At 46.2% G+C, this 15,612-nt stretch carries 16 protein-coding genes; 4 read left to right on the top strand and 12 right to left on the bottom strand.

The features are described 5' to 3' along the window. Window positions 1–105: 105 nt before the first annotated feature. Window positions 106–855, top strand: coding sequence for a 2-phosphosulfolactate phosphatase (locus J2Z28_RS18155; RefSeq protein WP_211083538.1), 750 nt, complete (start codon window positions 106–108; stop codon window positions 853–855). An 86-nt stretch (window positions 856–941) separates the two neighbouring features. Here the strand turns inward: J2Z28_RS18155 and J2Z28_RS18160 are convergent, their stop codons facing one another. The 5 genes from J2Z28_RS18160 to J2Z28_RS18180 form a co-directional block, all read right to left on the bottom strand. After that, window positions 942–2,195: an aspartate kinase gene (locus J2Z28_RS18160; protein ID WP_211083539.1), complete on the bottom strand. Its 1,254-nt coding sequence runs from the start codon at window positions 2,193–2,195 to the stop codon at window positions 942–944. Window positions 2,196–2,385: 190 nt separating this feature from the next. After that, window positions 2,386–2,943 (bottom strand): elongation factor P, encoded by a 558-nt coding sequence (gene efp, locus J2Z28_RS18165; RefSeq protein ID WP_017687580.1) that lies wholly within the window; start codon window positions 2,941–2,943, stop codon window positions 2,386–2,388. Window positions 2,944–3,255: 312 nt separating this feature from the next. Continuing rightward, complete coding sequence (locus tag J2Z28_RS18170) at window positions 3,256–4,329, bottom strand: M24 family metallopeptidase (RefSeq protein ID WP_211083540.1); 1,074 nt, start codon at window positions 4,327–4,329, stop codon at window positions 3,256–3,258. A 39-nt stretch (window positions 4,330–4,368) separates the two neighbouring features. After that, window positions 4,369–4,812: a type II 3-dehydroquinate dehydratase gene (gene aroQ, locus J2Z28_RS18175; RefSeq protein ID WP_036614400.1), complete on the bottom strand. Its 444-nt coding sequence runs from the start codon at window positions 4,810–4,812 to the stop codon at window positions 4,369–4,371. A 76-nt stretch (window positions 4,813–4,888) separates the two neighbouring features. Continuing rightward, window positions 4,889–5,467, bottom strand: coding sequence for a YqhR family membrane protein (locus J2Z28_RS18180; RefSeq protein ID WP_211083541.1), 579 nt, complete (start codon window positions 5,465–5,467; stop codon window positions 4,889–4,891). Between the two features lie 213 nt (window positions 5,468–5,680). On the opposite strand from J2Z28_RS18180, the gene J2Z28_RS18185 reads away from it, so the two are divergent. Both J2Z28_RS18185 and J2Z28_RS18190 read left to right on the top strand, forming a co-directional pair. Beyond that, the gene (locus J2Z28_RS18185) at window positions 5,681–6,673 is read left to right on the top strand and encodes a DUF1385 domain-containing protein (RefSeq protein WP_062835280.1); all 993 of its coding nucleotides are present in this window, start codon (window positions 5,681–5,683) and stop codon (window positions 6,671–6,673) included. Between the two features lie 5 nt (window positions 6,674–6,678). After that, window positions 6,679–7,011, top strand: coding sequence for a hypothetical protein (locus J2Z28_RS18190; RefSeq protein ID WP_017687575.1), 333 nt, complete (start codon window positions 6,679–6,681; stop codon window positions 7,009–7,011). A 61-nt stretch (window positions 7,012–7,072) separates the two neighbouring features. Here the strand turns inward: J2Z28_RS18190 and J2Z28_RS18195 are convergent, their stop codons facing one another. The 3 genes from J2Z28_RS18195 to mntR form a co-directional block, all read right to left on the bottom strand. Then, window positions 7,073–8,074, bottom strand: coding sequence for a patatin-like phospholipase family protein (locus tag J2Z28_RS18195; RefSeq protein WP_211083542.1), 1,002 nt, complete (start codon window positions 8,072–8,074; stop codon window positions 7,073–7,075). Window positions 8,075–8,164: 90 nt separating this feature from the next. Beyond that, complete coding sequence (locus J2Z28_RS18200) at window positions 8,165–9,775, bottom strand: family 10 glycosylhydrolase (protein WP_211083543.1); 1,611 nt, start codon at window positions 9,773–9,775, stop codon at window positions 8,165–8,167. A 209-nt stretch (window positions 9,776–9,984) separates the two neighbouring features. Continuing rightward, window positions 9,985–10,413 (bottom strand): transcriptional regulator MntR, encoded by a 429-nt coding sequence (mntR, locus tag J2Z28_RS18205; protein ID WP_062835284.1) that lies wholly within the window; start codon window positions 10,411–10,413, stop codon window positions 9,985–9,987. A gap of 192 nt (window positions 10,414–10,605) precedes the next feature. Between mntR and splB the strand changes: the two genes are divergently transcribed. Beyond that, entirely contained in the window at window positions 10,606–11,676 is a 1,071-nt protein-coding gene (gene splB / locus J2Z28_RS18210; protein WP_036614416.1) for a spore photoproduct lyase, read from the top strand. Window positions 11,677–11,822: 146 nt separating this feature from the next. Here the strand turns inward: splB and J2Z28_RS18215 are convergent, their stop codons facing one another. From J2Z28_RS18215 to J2Z28_RS18230, 4 genes are all read right to left on the bottom strand, one after another. Then, window positions 11,823–12,536 carry a cytochrome c biogenesis CcdA family protein gene (locus J2Z28_RS18215; RefSeq protein ID WP_211083544.1) on the bottom strand — a complete coding sequence of 238 codons (714 nt, stop codon included), beginning with the start codon at window positions 12,534–12,536 and terminating at the stop codon, window positions 11,823–11,825. Window positions 12,537–12,585: 49 nt separating this feature from the next. Beyond that, window positions 12,586–13,389 carry a metal ABC transporter permease gene (locus J2Z28_RS18220; protein WP_017687569.1) on the bottom strand — a complete coding sequence of 268 codons (804 nt, stop codon included), beginning with the start codon at window positions 13,387–13,389 and terminating at the stop codon, window positions 12,586–12,588. Window positions 13,390–13,441: 52 nt separating this feature from the next. Continuing rightward, entirely contained in the window at window positions 13,442–14,200 is a 759-nt protein-coding gene (locus J2Z28_RS18225; RefSeq protein ID WP_244988367.1) for a metal ABC transporter ATP-binding protein, read from the bottom strand. A gap of 99 nt (window positions 14,201–14,299) precedes the next feature. Then, window positions 14,300–15,358, bottom strand: a complete 1,059-nt coding sequence (locus tag J2Z28_RS18230; protein ID WP_415841457.1) for a metal ABC transporter substrate-binding protein — start codon at window positions 15,356–15,358, stop codon at window positions 14,300–14,302. Between the last annotated feature and the right edge of the window lie 254 nt (window positions 15,359–15,612).

Consider the following 15,612-nt stretch of genomic DNA (forward strand, 5'->3'; position numbering starts at 1 on the left):
GCACCCGTCTAGATGTGCATGCATATAGTAATTGCAGATAGGTAAGTTCCATTTCGGTTCAAAACAGAACTACCGATCCCCAGATACAGAAAGGAGTTGTGGGGAGTGCGAGTTGATGTCGTTGGCAATGTGAATGAAGTACGTACCATTGATATTGCAGGGCGAAGTGCAGTTGTCATTGATGTATTGTGTACGACCAGTACGATTGTTACGGCTCTGGCGTATGACGCTTCCGCTGTGATTGCCGTAGAGACCGTTCCACAAGCCAAACAAATGGAAGTGAAAGATTGCATTCGAGGCGGGGAACGTTTTGACAAAAAAATCACCGGATTCGAAGTGGGGAATTCCCCCTATGAATATATGACTGCAGGCATTGCAGATAAAACAATCATTCTAACCACAACCGATGGAACACGAGCTTTGATCAAGGCTTCCAAGGGGAAACATGTATTCGCTGGTTCATTTCTCAATGTGCAGGCTGTTGCAGCAGCCCTATGTGAACTTCAACGAGATGTATTGCTGTTATGTGCGGGGAACCAGGATGAATTTGCTCTGGAGGACGGCTTGTGTGCTGGATGTATCATCGACGAACTGCACCGTCAATCCTGTTCTTCCCTCCAACTTAACGATCTCGGCATAGTGCTTCATCAGGCGGTATCCCAATGTAAGGAGAGCATCCCGGAGTTGGTGCAGGGGTCTGTTAGCGGGCGGAGGCTTGAAAAGTTAGGCAGAGTTCATGACATTTCGTATTGTTCTCAATTAAACCTGCTGGATTGTGTTCCCGAGATGGGGGAGGGGAACCGCATGCAGCCTTATAGAGGCATACGCGGGGGAAAGATGTTCAAGTTGATGTGAAAATTGTTATGCGAAAAACAAAAAAAGGTGTACTGCTGCCCGTTGGCAACAGTACACCTTTGCTCATTTACATACACAGAGACACCTTATCTGCGGTCTTGAGGTCCGCCGATAACGGCTTGCTCGGCAGTGTCGAGATCATATGCTGTATGCAATGCCTTAATGACGTCATGCAGCTTATCTCCGTCAATAACACAAGATACTTTGATCTCGGAAGTACTCACCATCTTGATGCTCACGCCTTCAGCGGAAATGACTTGGAACATCTTCGCAGCTACACCAGGGTGACTGACCATGCCTGCGCCAACAATGGAGATTTTAACGAGGTTCTCCTCTGATGTAACTTCACGGTAAGGCAAGCGGCTGTGAAGGCCTTCAATGACACGTAATGCGTTCTCACGATCAGACAGCGCCACAGAGAACGAGAAGTCCGCTTTGCCATCCATCACACCGCTCTGAACGATAATGTCCACATCCAGCTGATTGGATGCAAGCGCACCAAATACTTCGGCCAGAACTCCTGGTACATCCGGCACACCCAGAATACTGATGCGAGCCACGTTTTTGTCATAGGCAATACCACTAACCACTACGCCTTGTTCCATTGCTGCTTCCTCCTTCACAACCGTTCCTTCATTATGGTTAAAGCTGGATCTTACAATTAAAGGTACACCGGAATGCTTCGCGTACTCTACTGCACGCGGATGCAGCACCGCTGCTCCCAAATTAGCAAGTTCCAGCATTTCGTCATACGATATTTCCTTCAGCTTGCGCGCAACCTTAACGATCCGCGGGTCCGTAGAATAGATTCCGTCTACATCCGTATAGATCTCACACGCATCAGCCTTAATGGCCGCCGCCAGCGCTACAGCTGTTGTATCCGAACCACCACGACCCAGCGTTGTGATCTCGCCGTCTTCCGTCATGCCCTGGAAGCCTGCAACAATAACAATGTTGCCCTCAGCAAGTGCTGCATTCACACGGTCAGGCTGAATATCATGAATACGTGCTTTTCCGTGAACCGGCTCTGTGCGGAATCCCGCTTGCCAGCCCGTAAACGATACTGCCTTACGTCCAAGCGCTTGAATAGCCATCGATAACAAAGAGATCGAAATCTGTTCTCCTGTCGTTAAGAGCATATCCATCTCACGAGCAGGCAGATCACTATTCAGTTGTTTTGCCTGATCAATCAAATCATCTGTTGTATCCCCCATGGCCGAAACCACAACTACACACCGATGTCCTTCATCAGCTTTTTCTACAACACGTCCGGCTACACGCTTCATGCGTTCTGTATCTCCGACCGAGCTGCCCCCAAATTTCATGACGTACAATGACAACGCAAATCCACTCCCTACCTTGTGCAGTATGCATAATTAATGTCCATCGTCATTATTCTCTACGAGAAATGACTTTAACCCAGTATATTACGAAAGCGCCTGATAGGCTAATCTTTTTTCGAAAAAACCCTCTGCCAAAGGAATGGCAAAGGGTTGTTAATAACCTTTTTTAGCTTACAAGCTGTGAAAGTTACGCACGGGAAGAGTATTTACCTTCACGTGTGTCAATCAGGAGAACGTCACCTTCGTTAATGAACAAAGGAACCTGTACGTTCAAGCCTGTTTCCACTTTTGCATTTTTGGTAGCGCCTTGTGCAGTGTTACCTTTAACACTTGGCTCAGTCTCGATGACTTTCAACTCAACGCTTGTTGGCAAGTCAATTCCGAGGATTTCACCTTGGTAGCTAACAATCTTAACGACCATGTTTTCTTTCAGGAAGTTCAATTCCCATTCCAGTTGATCACTAGTCAATGTGAACTGATCATATGTTTCGTTATCCATGAACGTGTGCTCTGTACCGCTTGCATACAGGTAGGATACGCCACGGTTTTCGATGATGGCACGACCAATCGTTTCGCCTGCACGGAATGTTTTTTCAACGGTGTTACCGTTACGCAGGTTTTTCAATTTGGAACGTACAAAGGCAGCGCCTTTACCTGGTTTAACGTGTTGGAAATCAAGCACGGTATAGATATCGTTATCTACTTGCACGGTCAAGCCTGTTTTAAAATCGTTTACTGAAATCACAAAAAATCCCTCCTGATATGGTTAAAAAATAGGTGATATAAGACGAAGGGTTAATGTAAAGGTGGGTTTATTCTGAATTGATGACCATGTGCGATGTGACCGTTACGGGTTCGGATCGTTCCTCCGATCGCTGTTGTCTCCTCATTTTCCCGACTAGATTTTAATAAGGTTTAAAATGAGGAGAAAAAGGCGAGCGCTTCGCTTCTTCAGAATCGATTCCGCTCCCTTCACTACTTTTGCAATGGTCCATAACAATCAGTAATAACCTGTACCTTTATATTAAAAATCGTCTTATATCCCTGTGGCTGTAATTTAGCCGATTACGGTGAACTTCTTGTCCGACTTCGTGAGAATATGAATACCCGTCTCGGTAATCACTACGTCATCCTCGATACGCACGCCGCCAAGCCCGTCAATATATATACCCGGTTCAACGGTAACAACCATACCCGGTTTCAATACATCATCGCTAAGCTTGGACAAACGAGGAGCTTCGTGAACTTCCATACCCAGACCGTGGCCTGTGCTGTGCCCGAATTGATCTCCATATCCGTGACCTGCAATGATATCACGAGCCAATGCATCTGCTTCCCGTCCGGTCATACCCGGTTTCAGGTTCTCCAGCGTATGTAACTGAGCTTCCAGTACAATGTCATAAATTTTGCGCAGTTCAGGTACAGGTGTGCCTGTTGCAATGGTACGTGTCAGATCTGAACAGTATCCGTCCAAAAGTGCACCGAAGTCAAATGTAATTAACTCATTCTGTCCGATGACCTTGCTGCTCGCTACACCGTGAGGCATAGCAGATCGTTCACCCGATGCTACAATGGTGTCAAACGAAGAGGACGTTGCCCCATGCTTGCGCATGAAAAACTCCATCTCCAGATCCACTTCACGCTCCGTCATGCCTGGTTTTGCAAACTGCAAAACGTGGCTGAACGTGGCATCCGCCAGATCTGCTGCTCTCTGCATGACCGCGATCTCGTCTTCATCCTTGAACATGCGAAGTTGTTCCACAATTCCGGATACAGCTTTCAGTCCAATAGACTGCAGTGCTTCAGCATAAGCTGAATGCGTGCCAAATGTGACACTATCCTGCTCGAAGCCCACTTCTTTGATGTTTGCGGATGTCAGCAATTCGCGCACCGTATCCATCGGCTTGGCTCCATGCTCCACAACGGTGAATCCTTTGGCTTGTTGAGGCGCTTGTGACATATAACGGAAATCAGTCAGCAGATATGCATCCTGTTCCGTAATCAGCACATATCCCGCCGAGCCTGTAAAACCCGTCATATAACGACGGTTAATCGGGTTTGTAATCAGCATTGCAGTGAGTTCATGCTCACGCATGGCTTCACGCAACTTATTTACTCGTTTGTTTTCCATCGGTAACCCTTCTTTCTCTCACATTCCCGGGTTCCCGGCTCAGGTTTGTTTGTCCAGATGACGCACAAGAGCCAGCAATCCCAGTTCATAGCTTACTTCGCCAAATCCGGCAATCTGCCCGATTGTTTCCGCTGCAATCACTGAATGATGTCTGAACGCTTCGCGTGCATGAATGTTGGATAGATGTACTTCCACTGTAGGGACTTTTACAGCATTGATTGCATCACGTATAGCATAGCTATAATGGGTAAATGCTCCGGCATTCAGTATTATTCCGTCTGCCTCACCCATCGCTGCATGAATGCGGTCAATGATGTCCCCTTCATGGTTCGATTGATAAAAAGCGATGGAGACGCCAATTTCATCAGCCTGTCTGCGAATTTTGTCCTCAATATCCTTCAGACTAAGCGTTCCATAGATGCCCGGTTCGCGTACACCAAGCATGTTCAGGTTCGGACCATTGATCACAATAATTCGTTTCATCGCTGCTCCACCCTCTCTGCAAATAACCATCTGCTATTTTAACACAGGCATTGCCGGATTGAGAAGCTTTTTTGCGCTATGCCCCCGCTTGCTCCGGCTCGCGTTTGCGTTCGTCCGTGAACTCCATGGCTACCGTGTAACCGATGAACAGCCCCCATAACAAAAAGAAACAGAGTTCCGTGATGATCGAATCCCACGTTAAACCGTTCAAAGGCTTCATCATCCCCAGTTTTGGTCCGACCAGTATAAAGAGAATCAGCCACCAGACGATTCCATATACCATGCCGGGTAACGGCCCTTTCAGTTTTCTAATCGTGAACGTGTAGAGTAAGGATGCCAAGATGGAAAAGACGATAAAAAACAGCCAGCCTGTCAAATGCCCTGCTGCGGTATATATATATTCATGTTTGAAAAAAGGCTCGGCCAGAAATCCGACAGGTACAATCGTAAAATGTAACATATAGAATAGCCAATGCAGCCCACCCCAGATAAAACCGGCAAAAAAGCCTAGCTCTAACGCAAAGGAAAATGGCTTCGTATAGTAGTGTGCTTGACCTTGCCTCTGGGTAGGGCGCCTGCCCTTGTCTTTTTGCTGCCGTTCTTTCGGACGTTGACCTTCATCTTGTGATGTATTTTCATGCTTACGTTCTGTCATCGATATTCTCCTTCATTCAGTTGATAATCCCGCATTATGCCTCGAATTTCCGCTCCGATTCTACGAGGTAGTATGTTCAAAACAGGACAATCTTAACAACATCCTTCAAGGTTTGACTCATAAACTAGAAATTGGTCTCAAAATTCGATACAATAGGGTTATTAAACTGCCTTTGATCGCGAAGGCCTAGAACAGAATAGGAAGGTGAATAATTTGCCTCAACAATCCAAGCCTGTCAGCTATGGGGGGCAAGCTGTCATTGAAGGCGTAATGTTCGGTGGGAAACATGTCAACGTTACAGCTGTTCGTAGAAAAGACGGCGAAATTACGTATCTGGAAGTTCCCAAGCAAGACAAGTCCTGGGTCACGAAATTGCGGCGGATTCCTTTATTACGCGGAATTGTCAGCATTATAGATTCAAGTGTCAAAGGTAGCAGACATCTCAATTATTCTGCTGACGCCTATGCTGATGATGAACTGGAACCGGAAGAGAAAGCCAAGCAAAAAGAGAAAGAAGGTTCGGGCTGGAGCCTAAGCATGATCATTGGTGTGACCGCCGTCGCCATCCTTTCATTCCTTTTTGGTAAAGTTGTGCTCACATTGCTTCCTGTTGTTATCGAGAATTTTCTATTCAAAAATGCATTCGACAATCAGTTTTTGCATAATTTACTGGAAGGCGGCATTAAACTGATCCTGTTACTCGCTTATCTGTGGTTAATCTCACAGACGCCGATGATTAAACGTCTCTTCCAGTATCATGGAGCGGAACACAAAGTAATCAGCGCACATGAAGCTGGTGAAGAACTGACACCGGAGAACGTCCAAAAGTACAGCCGACTGCACTACCGCTGCGGAAGCAGCTTCATTATGTTGACTGTCATTATTGGAGTGTTTCTATACTCCCTCTTCACGTACGATAACCTCTGGGAACGGATGGGTCAGCGTCTGTTGTTATTGCCAGTTGTGCTAGGCATTTCTTTTGAACTGTTAAAGCTCACGAATTCGGTACGTGATATTCCTGTACTGCGTTATCTCGGATACCCGGGATTGTGGCTGCAATTGCTGACAACAAAAGAACCGACCAACGAACAGGTAGAAGTATCCATTGCTTCGTTTAACCGTATGCGTGAGTTGGATGCCAAGCTTGCCAATGTCTCTGCTACGTCAGAAGTACCTGTTGCAACACTCGATCCTGTGAAAGGGTGAATGATATGAACAAGCAGGCAATCTTATTTTGGACGTTCATCGCACTAGCTGCTGTTGGAGTCTTGACTTGGCTGGGGAACGCTAGTCCATCCAGGATCATTATTCCTCTGGTCGTGTTCGGAGCCGTATTCCTGCTGTACAAATATCCGCCTCGTCGCTGGGCACAAAAAGCCAAATCACCAAAGATTAAGCCATCTGCACGAACCATGGCGAAAGTCAATGCACAGTCCAGTGCCAGAAAGAGCAGCGGCTCTTCAAAGAAACGCAAGGATTATCCTTTCCAAGTGATTCAGGGACAAAAAGGTAAAAGCGATGAAGATATACCGAAATTTCACTAAAAGGTACTGAACATACAAAAAAGCAATTCTCCCAACATGCGGAGAATTGCTTTTTTCGCGTTTATACAGGAATCAGAGGTGGAGCTTCTGCCTGTTTCTTGCGCAATTCTTTTCTTTGTTTGTCCAACTGTTCACCATACATTTTCATATTCCATCCGTTGAAAAATTCGCTCCCTGCGGTAGCGCCTGATCGATATAAAGCTGTGCTGTCCTGTAACGATAAATGAAATTGCGTTGGTTTAATGCCAAGCGTTGGTATCTTCACTGTACGAAACCGGTTAATCTGTTCGATGTAGCGTTCATCATGTGCTGTGAGCATCGTCTCTACAAGGGCCTGAAGCATGCTTAGGGGTCCTTTAATCCGGGCAGGTTCCACTTCCGTCTTCCCCACCATTTTGAATCCGACAACCGGAATAACGTCTCCTCCTCGTTCCGAACGATCACCATCGAAGAGCCACAACGGAAAATTGCTAAGCAATCCACCATCCACGACATACACAAACTGATCTTGAAAAGGAAGTCCTTTGGAGAATACTGGTGATTTGCGTATGACTACCGGATCGAAAAAATACGGGATACTGCAACTCATACGTACCGCTTTTGCAACATCCAGCTTGGCAGGATCAATGCCGAACCGTCGAATATCGTCTGGCAGCACCAGAATGGTTCCATTGGATATATCGGATGCCGTAATAAGCAACTTACCTTGTGGCAAGTCAGCGAATGTGCGAATCCCTTTCTGCTCCAGCATCTTGCGAATCCATGATTCCAATGCCTCCCCCGAATACAAACCTTTCTTCAAGAACAGCCTCGCTGCGGGGCCAATCCATCGGGTATTAAATATGGGGGAACGACGCAGCAATGAAACAAAGGGGGTATTCTCAATAATGACTTTCATCTCCTCGGCCCTGTAACCGGCCGCTAGCAGAGCAGCTACAATGGAACCGGATGATGTGCCTGCCACTCGATTAAACTGAATGCCGCAGTCTTGAGCACCCTGCACAGCACCTGCAAGCGAGATCCCTTTGACGCCTCCACCTTCAAACACCGCGTTAATTAACATAACAAAAAACCCCCGTTCTCCAGGCAGCCACGTTTCTACTGCCACTCTATGAGAAGAAGGGTTTGTCTTATCACTGTATTTTAAAATGTTTTATAGACCATAGTAGGCTTTTAATTTGGCAATCAAACCAAGAGGGTTCTTCGTCAAGTACTGTGAACTAAAGAATATATCCCCTTTGACCGAACCATACTTCTTGTTGTAGTTCAGCTGATCGATGATCTCCTGTGATGTCTGCCAGCCAATTTCCGGCGTACCTAACTTATAAGGAGAGTGACCGATATACAATTTTACATTTGTGTTAGCCACTTCATTCGCCCACCAGTCCACGACTTTGTCATATCGGGCTACGCTCAGTGTCATACTCCAATACACCTGCGGAGCGACATAGTCGATCCACTCTTGGTTAATCCATGTCCGCACATCTGCATTCATGCTGTCATACGCGGTTACTCCTGCTTTGGTATCAGAACCTGTCAGATCAACAGATTTGTTACGCCATACACCAAATGGACTAATTCCATATTCAACGTTAGCTTTCACGCTGTGAATGCTCTGCCCGAGCTGCTTAACGAACTGATTGATATTGTCCCGACGCCATTCAGCACGGTCCTTGGTATTCAATGTGTTATAGGTTTTGAAGGCCGCATCATCATTAAATGTCACATTGGACGGATAGAAATAATCATCCAGATGTACACCATCAATATCATACTGATTGACCACTTCCATGATCGTATCGATAATATGCTGTCTGGCTTCCGGGATACCCGGGTTAATGTACATTTTGCCGGATGCATTCACAATCCAGTCTGGATGAAGCTTGGAGATATGGTTTGCAGTCAAGTTTGTTGTACTCGCTGAGTTCGTTGCTCTAAACGGATTAAACCAGGCGTGGAACTCCAGGCCCCGTTTATGTGCTTCCTCGACCATAAACGCGAGGGGATCATAACCTGGATCTTTACCTTGTGTTCCTGTCAATACGCTGTTCCAAGGTACCAGACCTGAAGGATAGATGGCATCCCCATTGGCTCTCACTTGGACAAATACGGCATTAATGCCCATACCTTGCAACGTATCTAGCTGTTTCGTATACTCCTGTTTTTGCTTCTCTACATTTCCCTTGGCACCGGATGAAGGCCAGTCTCCATTCACAGTGGAAATCCAGGCTCCACGCATCTCTTCAGAAGCTGGTACAGTGCCCGTGCCTCCAGGCTCCGCTGGGGTTGCCGGGGTTGGTTCAGGAGTTGGGACTGATTCGTCTCCTGTGTACAGATCAATGGTCTGGGCTGCCTGATTCCAGTTCACTCGAATGCCCAGGTTCTCACTGACGAATCGAATGGGTACCATGACCCGACCTTGTTTCAATTCGACCGATGCATCCAGACCAACTGCATCGTTATCCACAGTCGCCTGCTGGCGTCCGCTTGTCATAGAGATGACCGAATCGGATTTCTGAATGGTCACGGTACGAGTAGCTTGAGACCATAAAACAGACGCACCCAGTCCTTCGCTAATAACACGCAGAGGCACCATCGTTACATTTACTTTGGGCAAGATGTAGGGTGATACATCCGATTCCAAACGGTTTCCGTCTAGAAAAATAGCGATTTCCTTCTGCCCGGCCGCTTGTGCCGTCATGCCTGCTGTCTGTAATCCAAGTACAAAAATGAGCAGCAGCATCAATCCTTTACGAACGTTCATTAGTGCAGTCCTCCAAAATCATTATAAATTTGCGGTAAATTCTACTAGTTTAATAGACGCTCCTACCGTTCGTTTAGTTGCGAAAATCACCAAATTATGGTGTGATTGCACACAAAAAAATGCTCCCTGCCATTGAAACGGCAAGAAGCATCCTTTGATCACAGGATACAATTCATTGTAGATCACCATGTGTATTCCACTGCTGAAACTTAAGACTCCGTATTACTCATGACGTCCTGAAGGTTTTTGAGGTCACGCAACCGGCTCTCATCCTGACGGAAGTATTCAACCAAGGACTCAATGCATGTAATGGAGTCCCAGCTCAGATGATGTTCAATGCCTTCAACATCATTGTAGATATTTTCTTCCTGAACACCAATCGTTGTCAAAAATTGTTCAAGCAGATGATGGCGCTCCATCAAACGTTTGCCCATCTTTTTGCCTTTTGGCGTAAGCACCAGTCCGCGGTACTTTTCATAGATCAGGTACTCGTCTTTGTCCAGCTTTTGGATCATCTTCGTCACCGATGAAGGATGTACTTCCAGTCCTTCAGCTATATCAGACACACGAGCATAGCCCTTTTCATCAATTAATTTGTATATACGCTCCAAATAATCTTCCATACTGGGCGTTGGCATCTGCTTCCCTCTTTTCTCTCTGACCGGCTCCTATTCGTGCCTGGTCCCTATCTTATAATGATACATGTTATCAATACGCATTGGCAAGTCCTGCACAGTTCGGAGCGCGCTGTTACACAAGTAATTGGCAGGCGTGACTTCTCCCCAAACGAGGCAAACTAAGCAAAGTTCCGCATCGAAAGGAGTGATTTCGTGAGTACAAGTGTAGCCTCACCGCCAGTTCGTAAAGCAAAAGGTACTAAACCCTTTATTCCCGATTTGGTGTATTTTGAACCCGGTGCATTGGAATATGATAAAGGCAAACGGATTATGGAATGGGTGACATCCAAAAACATACCTTATCAGATGACCACATCCCATAACCGAATCACAAACCTGCCCGGTGAAACCGAACAAGAAAAATATCGAATGGCAAAGCGTACTCTGGTCGTTGGTGTGCGCAAGACACTCAAGTTTGACCAGTCGAAACCTTCAGCGGAATATGCCATTCCCATCTCTACAGGCTGTATGGGGCACTGCCATTATTGTTATCTTCAGACTACACTTGGTGCGAAACCTTATGTCCGTGTCTATGTTAATACCGAGGAGATCATTCAGGCTGCAAAAGGATACATTGAAGAACGCGCACCTGAAATCACGCGATTTGAAGCCGCTTGTACTTCTGATCCCGTGGGACTCGAGCATATCACGGAGAATTTAAGTGACCTGATTCGTTTTATGGCGGAAGAAGAATATGGACGCTTGCGCTTTGTAACCAAATATCATCACGTTGATCCGTTGCTGAACCTTAAACATAACGGCCACACCCGTATCCGGTTTAGTGTCAATTCGGATTATGTCATCAAAAACTTTGAACCGGCTACCTCCAGATTTGAGGAACGCATTGAAGCTGCTGGCAAAATTGCACACGCCGGTTATCCCCTGGGCTTCATTATCGCTCCTATCATGTGGTATGAAGGCTGGGAAGAAGGATACTCGGATCTGTTGCAGAAGCTGGCAGATACGCTTCCAGAGGAAGCAACCAAGGATCTTACCTTTGAGATGATCCAGCACCGTTTTACCAAAACGGCCAAAGCAACCATTGAGAAACGTTATCCTAAAACCAAGCTGGAGATGGATATCGAGAAACGTAAGATGAAATGGGGCCGTTGGGGTCAGTACAAGTATGTGTATAAGGATGACCAGCAAGATGCGCTGCGCGAATTCATTACGGAACGAATCTTTGAACATTTCCCACTAGCCAGTATTGATTACTTCACCTAAACGAAAAACGCGACTGCCCGTAATGATATGCTGGTATAGGCATTTCTAACAAACGATTAAAAAGCAGGTTACATGACCCAGAGTGTCTCTGGTAACATGTAGCCTGCTATGCCATACATAAGAATACTCGAATTCAGTTCATCCGTCTAAATAATCATCCAGTCTGGTGTAATCTGCTGCAACCAGATGGTAATCTTCGTCATCTGATCTGTAAAAAGCAATAACCCAAGGAACAACATTAATGCTCCCCCGATTTTCATCATGACATTGGAATAGCGTAAGATCCAACGTGTAGAACCGATGAAAAAGGCCAAAATGAAGAACGGGATTGCAAACCCTGCGGTATAACCTGTAATCAGCGCCAGCCAGGTTGTGGGCTCACTTGCAGCCATAGCAATGATCGCTGTTAGAATGGGACCAATACAAGGCGACCACCCTGCTGAGAAACCGATACCAAATATAAATGAGCCCAGATAACCTGCGGGTTTCCATTTCATATCCAGCTTGCGTTCCTTCATCAAAAACTGCGGCTTGAACACACCAAGCAAAAACAACCCCATAAGCATAATCAGAATCGCAGACAATTGACGAATCAGTTCACGGTTATCGTTGAAAAATTGGCCAAACAACCCGGCACCAAGGCCAAGCGAATAAAATACAGCCGAGAAGCCTAAAATAAACGCCAGCGTATGCGTCATCGTCTTAAAGCGGACTTCGCGCTGATTGCGGTCATCCTTCAGTTGTTGTACCGTCATACCTGTAATGTAGGAGAGGTATGATGGATACAGCGGAAGACAACATGGTGATATAAATGAGACTAAGCCTGCTACAAAAGCCATCCATACATTAACATCAGGCATGAAGCGGATGTCTCCCTTCCCCGGGCTCACGTGCTTGCTCGTTCAGTCGTCAGGCTCGGAACCCTTTTTTTCCAATCATCGTCAGAATCAGCATCATGATCAGCAATAATACAATCGTTGCTCCAGGTGCGAGGTTCCAGATGCCTGCTACAACCAGTCCAAGGACTACGGCAATTTCGCCGATCACCACGGACAAGATAATCGCGGATTTGAAACTTCGGGCCATTAACAGGCTGACCGCTACCGGAATGGTCAATAGCGCTGACACCAGAAGCGCACCGACAATCTTGATCGCCGTGCTAATGACAAGTGCTGTCATCACAGTGATTAACATGTTCAGAATTCTCACAGGCAACCCTGTAACCGCTGCCGCATCTTCCTCAAAGCTGAGCAGGAAAAATTCCTTATGTAACAATGCCACTACGATCACCACGATCAGCGTAACCACACCTACCAGCTTCAGATCCGTAGCGTCTAATGTATATATACTGCCGAACAAATAACTCATGACATCTGCATTATATCCTTTGCCCAGCGTGAAGAACAAGGAAGCAAGAGCCACGCCACCGGACATGATAATAGCAATCGATAATTCGGCGTAACTCTTGTACGCTTTGCGCAATTTTTCTATCGCAAATGAAGCAAGCACTGCAAATATCAAGCCCACTGCAATGGGATACACTTCAATCAGGAATCCAAGTGCAACACCGGCAATGGTCACATGAGACAAAGTGTCTCCGATCATGGATAACCGCCGTAAGACCAGGAACAGTCCGATTAACGGAGCGGTAATGCCAATTAACAACCCACCCGCCAGGGCACGCTGAAAAAAATCACTCATTAATATTTCCAAAACAAACACGACTCCTTCGGCCTTACTCTAATCTAATGGGCCATAAATACGGCTAGCGTACCTGTGCAGTGGTATGTTGCAGATTGGTCTCGGCACAATCCTGTACCTCATGCGAATGACGGACATGAAAATTAATTTTTCCATTTGTTACCACAGCTTTAGAACCCAGATAACTCTCCATCCGATCCATATCATGAGACACCATTAGAAAAGTCATTCGGTGATGTTCATGCATATGGGTAATCAGTTCAAAGAAACTGGCCTGTGATTCAGCATCAATACCTACGGTAGGTTCATCCAGAATCAGCAGATCCGGGTGATTGATAAGCGCTCGTGCCAAAAATACACGCTGCTGCTGCCCGCCGGACAATTGACCAATACGTTTGTTCGCCAGATCCTCGATCCGCATGACCTGCATCGCATCCGTGCACTGTTGCTGACATTTGCGAGACATACGACGGAACATGTTTTTGTTATTATACAAGCCTGACATGACCACTTCACGAACGGTCGCAGGAAACAACGGGTTAAATGCATTCTTTTGAGGCACATACCCAATTCGGTCCCAGTCCTTGAACCTGCGGATCGACTGTCCGAATAGTTTGATATCTCCCTGCGCAGGAGGAAGAAGTCCTACCAGCATGCGCAGCAATGTCGTTTTACCAGCCCCATTGGAACCGATAATCCCGACAAAGTCCCGTTCCTGGGCCATAAAATCAAGATTCTCAATCACTCGCTGGTCCCCGTAGGAAAATGATAGTTTCTCGATCTCTATAATTGGATCATGACATAGTGGCATGATTTGCTGCATGGCAAAGCCGCCCTTCATTATATATAAGAATCCCATAGCGTCCTAAGAGCCTTCACCGTGAACGGTAAAGACTCTTCGATCTGAATTCTTCATTCTATCTTATTTTAATGCGATCAGCAGATTTTGCAAATTTTTCTCCATGAGGGTGAAATAATCATCCCCGTTTGTTGCCTGCTCCTTGGTCAATCCCTCAACCGGATTAAGGACCATGGTCTCCACTCCTGCTTCACTTGCCAGTGTTTTCGCCAATTTGTCAGATACTAGCTCTTCAAAGAAAATATACTTAATACCCTCATCTTTAACCAGTTTCGCAAGCTTCACAATATCCTGTCCTGTCGGTTCAGCATCCGGGGAAAGTCCCATAATGGCATGCTGGGTTAATCCATAATCACGTGCAAGGTAGCCAAACGCTTGGTGCGAGACAACAATTTCGTTGTTTGGTACGTTAGCCAATTCATCTGTGAAACGCTGATCCAGCGTCTCAAGCTTCGTACGAAGCGCTTCATAACGTTGTTCGTAACCTGCTTTGTGATCAGGATCTGCCTCGACCAGACTATTTTTGATGTTTTCAGCCATGATCATGGCTGATTTCGGACTAACCCACGTATGTGGATCAATATGATGATCAGCGACATCTTCACTGGTCGCCTCATCTGTATGTTCATCCGCATGCTCATCTGCGTGCTCTTCGCCGTGACCGTGACCATCATCACCCTCAGCGGTTAACAGCTTAACACCTTCACTGACGGCAACAGACTTCACCTGTGTATCGCTATTCAACGACTTCAGGAAATTCGGAACCCATCCTTCCAGTCCAGCTCCATTATAGAGAAACAGTTGTGCCTTGGACGTATTAACGATATCCTGACTCTTCGGAGTCCAGTCATGTGGCTCTACTCCCGTTGGCAGCAAGTTAATGACATTGGCATCCTCACCACCGATTGCAGTCGTAAAAGCATATACAGGATAAAATGTCGTCACAACGTTTACCTTGCCTTCCACAATCTTCGCACTATTGGAACTATCCTGCCCACACGCTGACAATACCAGCAAAGTGAGAATAAGCAAACCCGTCCACAGTAACTTCATGTTGCCTCTTTTGCTCGTCGTGCCTGTCCGGTTATCCTGAACTTGATGTTGCACTTTATAAAATGTCATTATGATTCACTCCGCATCTCTTAATCGTAAACATTACTGAAAGAATTATAGGTAACCTGAACCTACTTGTCAAGCTATCCCGTCCTATTCATTCTTTCCTGAAGTACGGAGTTCATAACAGTATATGCTTGTTCTCTTCCCTTAAGTTGCGATTTATATCAATCAGGACCACCCGTCCAACGGGTGGTTTGCTCTTGGGGTATAACCCCCTGTTGCCAAACTGCGCCTAAAGACGCTAGCCTGACAGCAGGGCT

The organism is Paenibacillus xylanexedens (assembly GCF_017874615.1).
In the GTDB taxonomy this organism is placed as follows: domain Bacteria; phylum Bacillota; class Bacilli; order Paenibacillales; family Paenibacillaceae; genus Paenibacillus; species Paenibacillus xylanexedens.

Bases quoted from the DNA above. Each gene is read 5' to 3' on its own strand.
- J2Z28_RS18170 (WP_211083540.1), bottom strand. From the start codon at position 4,329: ATGGAAAACAAACGAGTAAATAAGTTGCGTGAAGCCATGCGTGAGCAT.
- aroQ (WP_036614400.1), bottom strand. From the start codon at position 4,812: ATGAAACGAATTATTGTGATCAATGGTCCGAACCTGAACATGCTTGGT.
- J2Z28_RS18180 (WP_211083541.1), bottom strand. From the start codon at position 5,467: ATGACAGAACGTAAGCATGAAAATACATCACAAGATGAAGGTCAACGT.
- J2Z28_RS18190 (WP_017687575.1), top strand. From the start codon at position 6,679: ATGAACAAGCAGGCAATCTTATTTTGGACGTTCATCGCACTAGCTGCT.
- J2Z28_RS18195 (WP_211083542.1), bottom strand. From the start codon at position 8,074: ATGTTAATTAACGCGGTGTTTGAAGGTGGAGGCGTCAAAGGGATCTCG.
- J2Z28_RS18200 (WP_211083543.1), bottom strand. From the start codon at position 9,775: ATGAACGTTCGTAAAGGATTGATGCTGCTGCTCATTTTTGTACTTGGA.
- mntR (WP_062835284.1), bottom strand. From the start codon at position 10,413: ATGCCAACGCCCAGTATGGAAGATTATTTGGAGCGTATATACAAATTA.
- J2Z28_RS18215 (WP_211083544.1), bottom strand. From the start codon at position 12,536: ATGCCTGATGTTAATGTATGGATGGCTTTTGTAGCAGGCTTAGTCTCA.
- J2Z28_RS18225 (WP_244988367.1), bottom strand. From the start codon at position 14,200: ATGCAGCAAATCATGCCACTATGTCATGATCCAATTATAGAGATCGAG.
- J2Z28_RS18230 (WP_415841457.1), bottom strand. From the start codon at position 15,358: ATGACATTTTATAAAGTGCAACATCAAGTTCAGGATAACCGGACAGGC.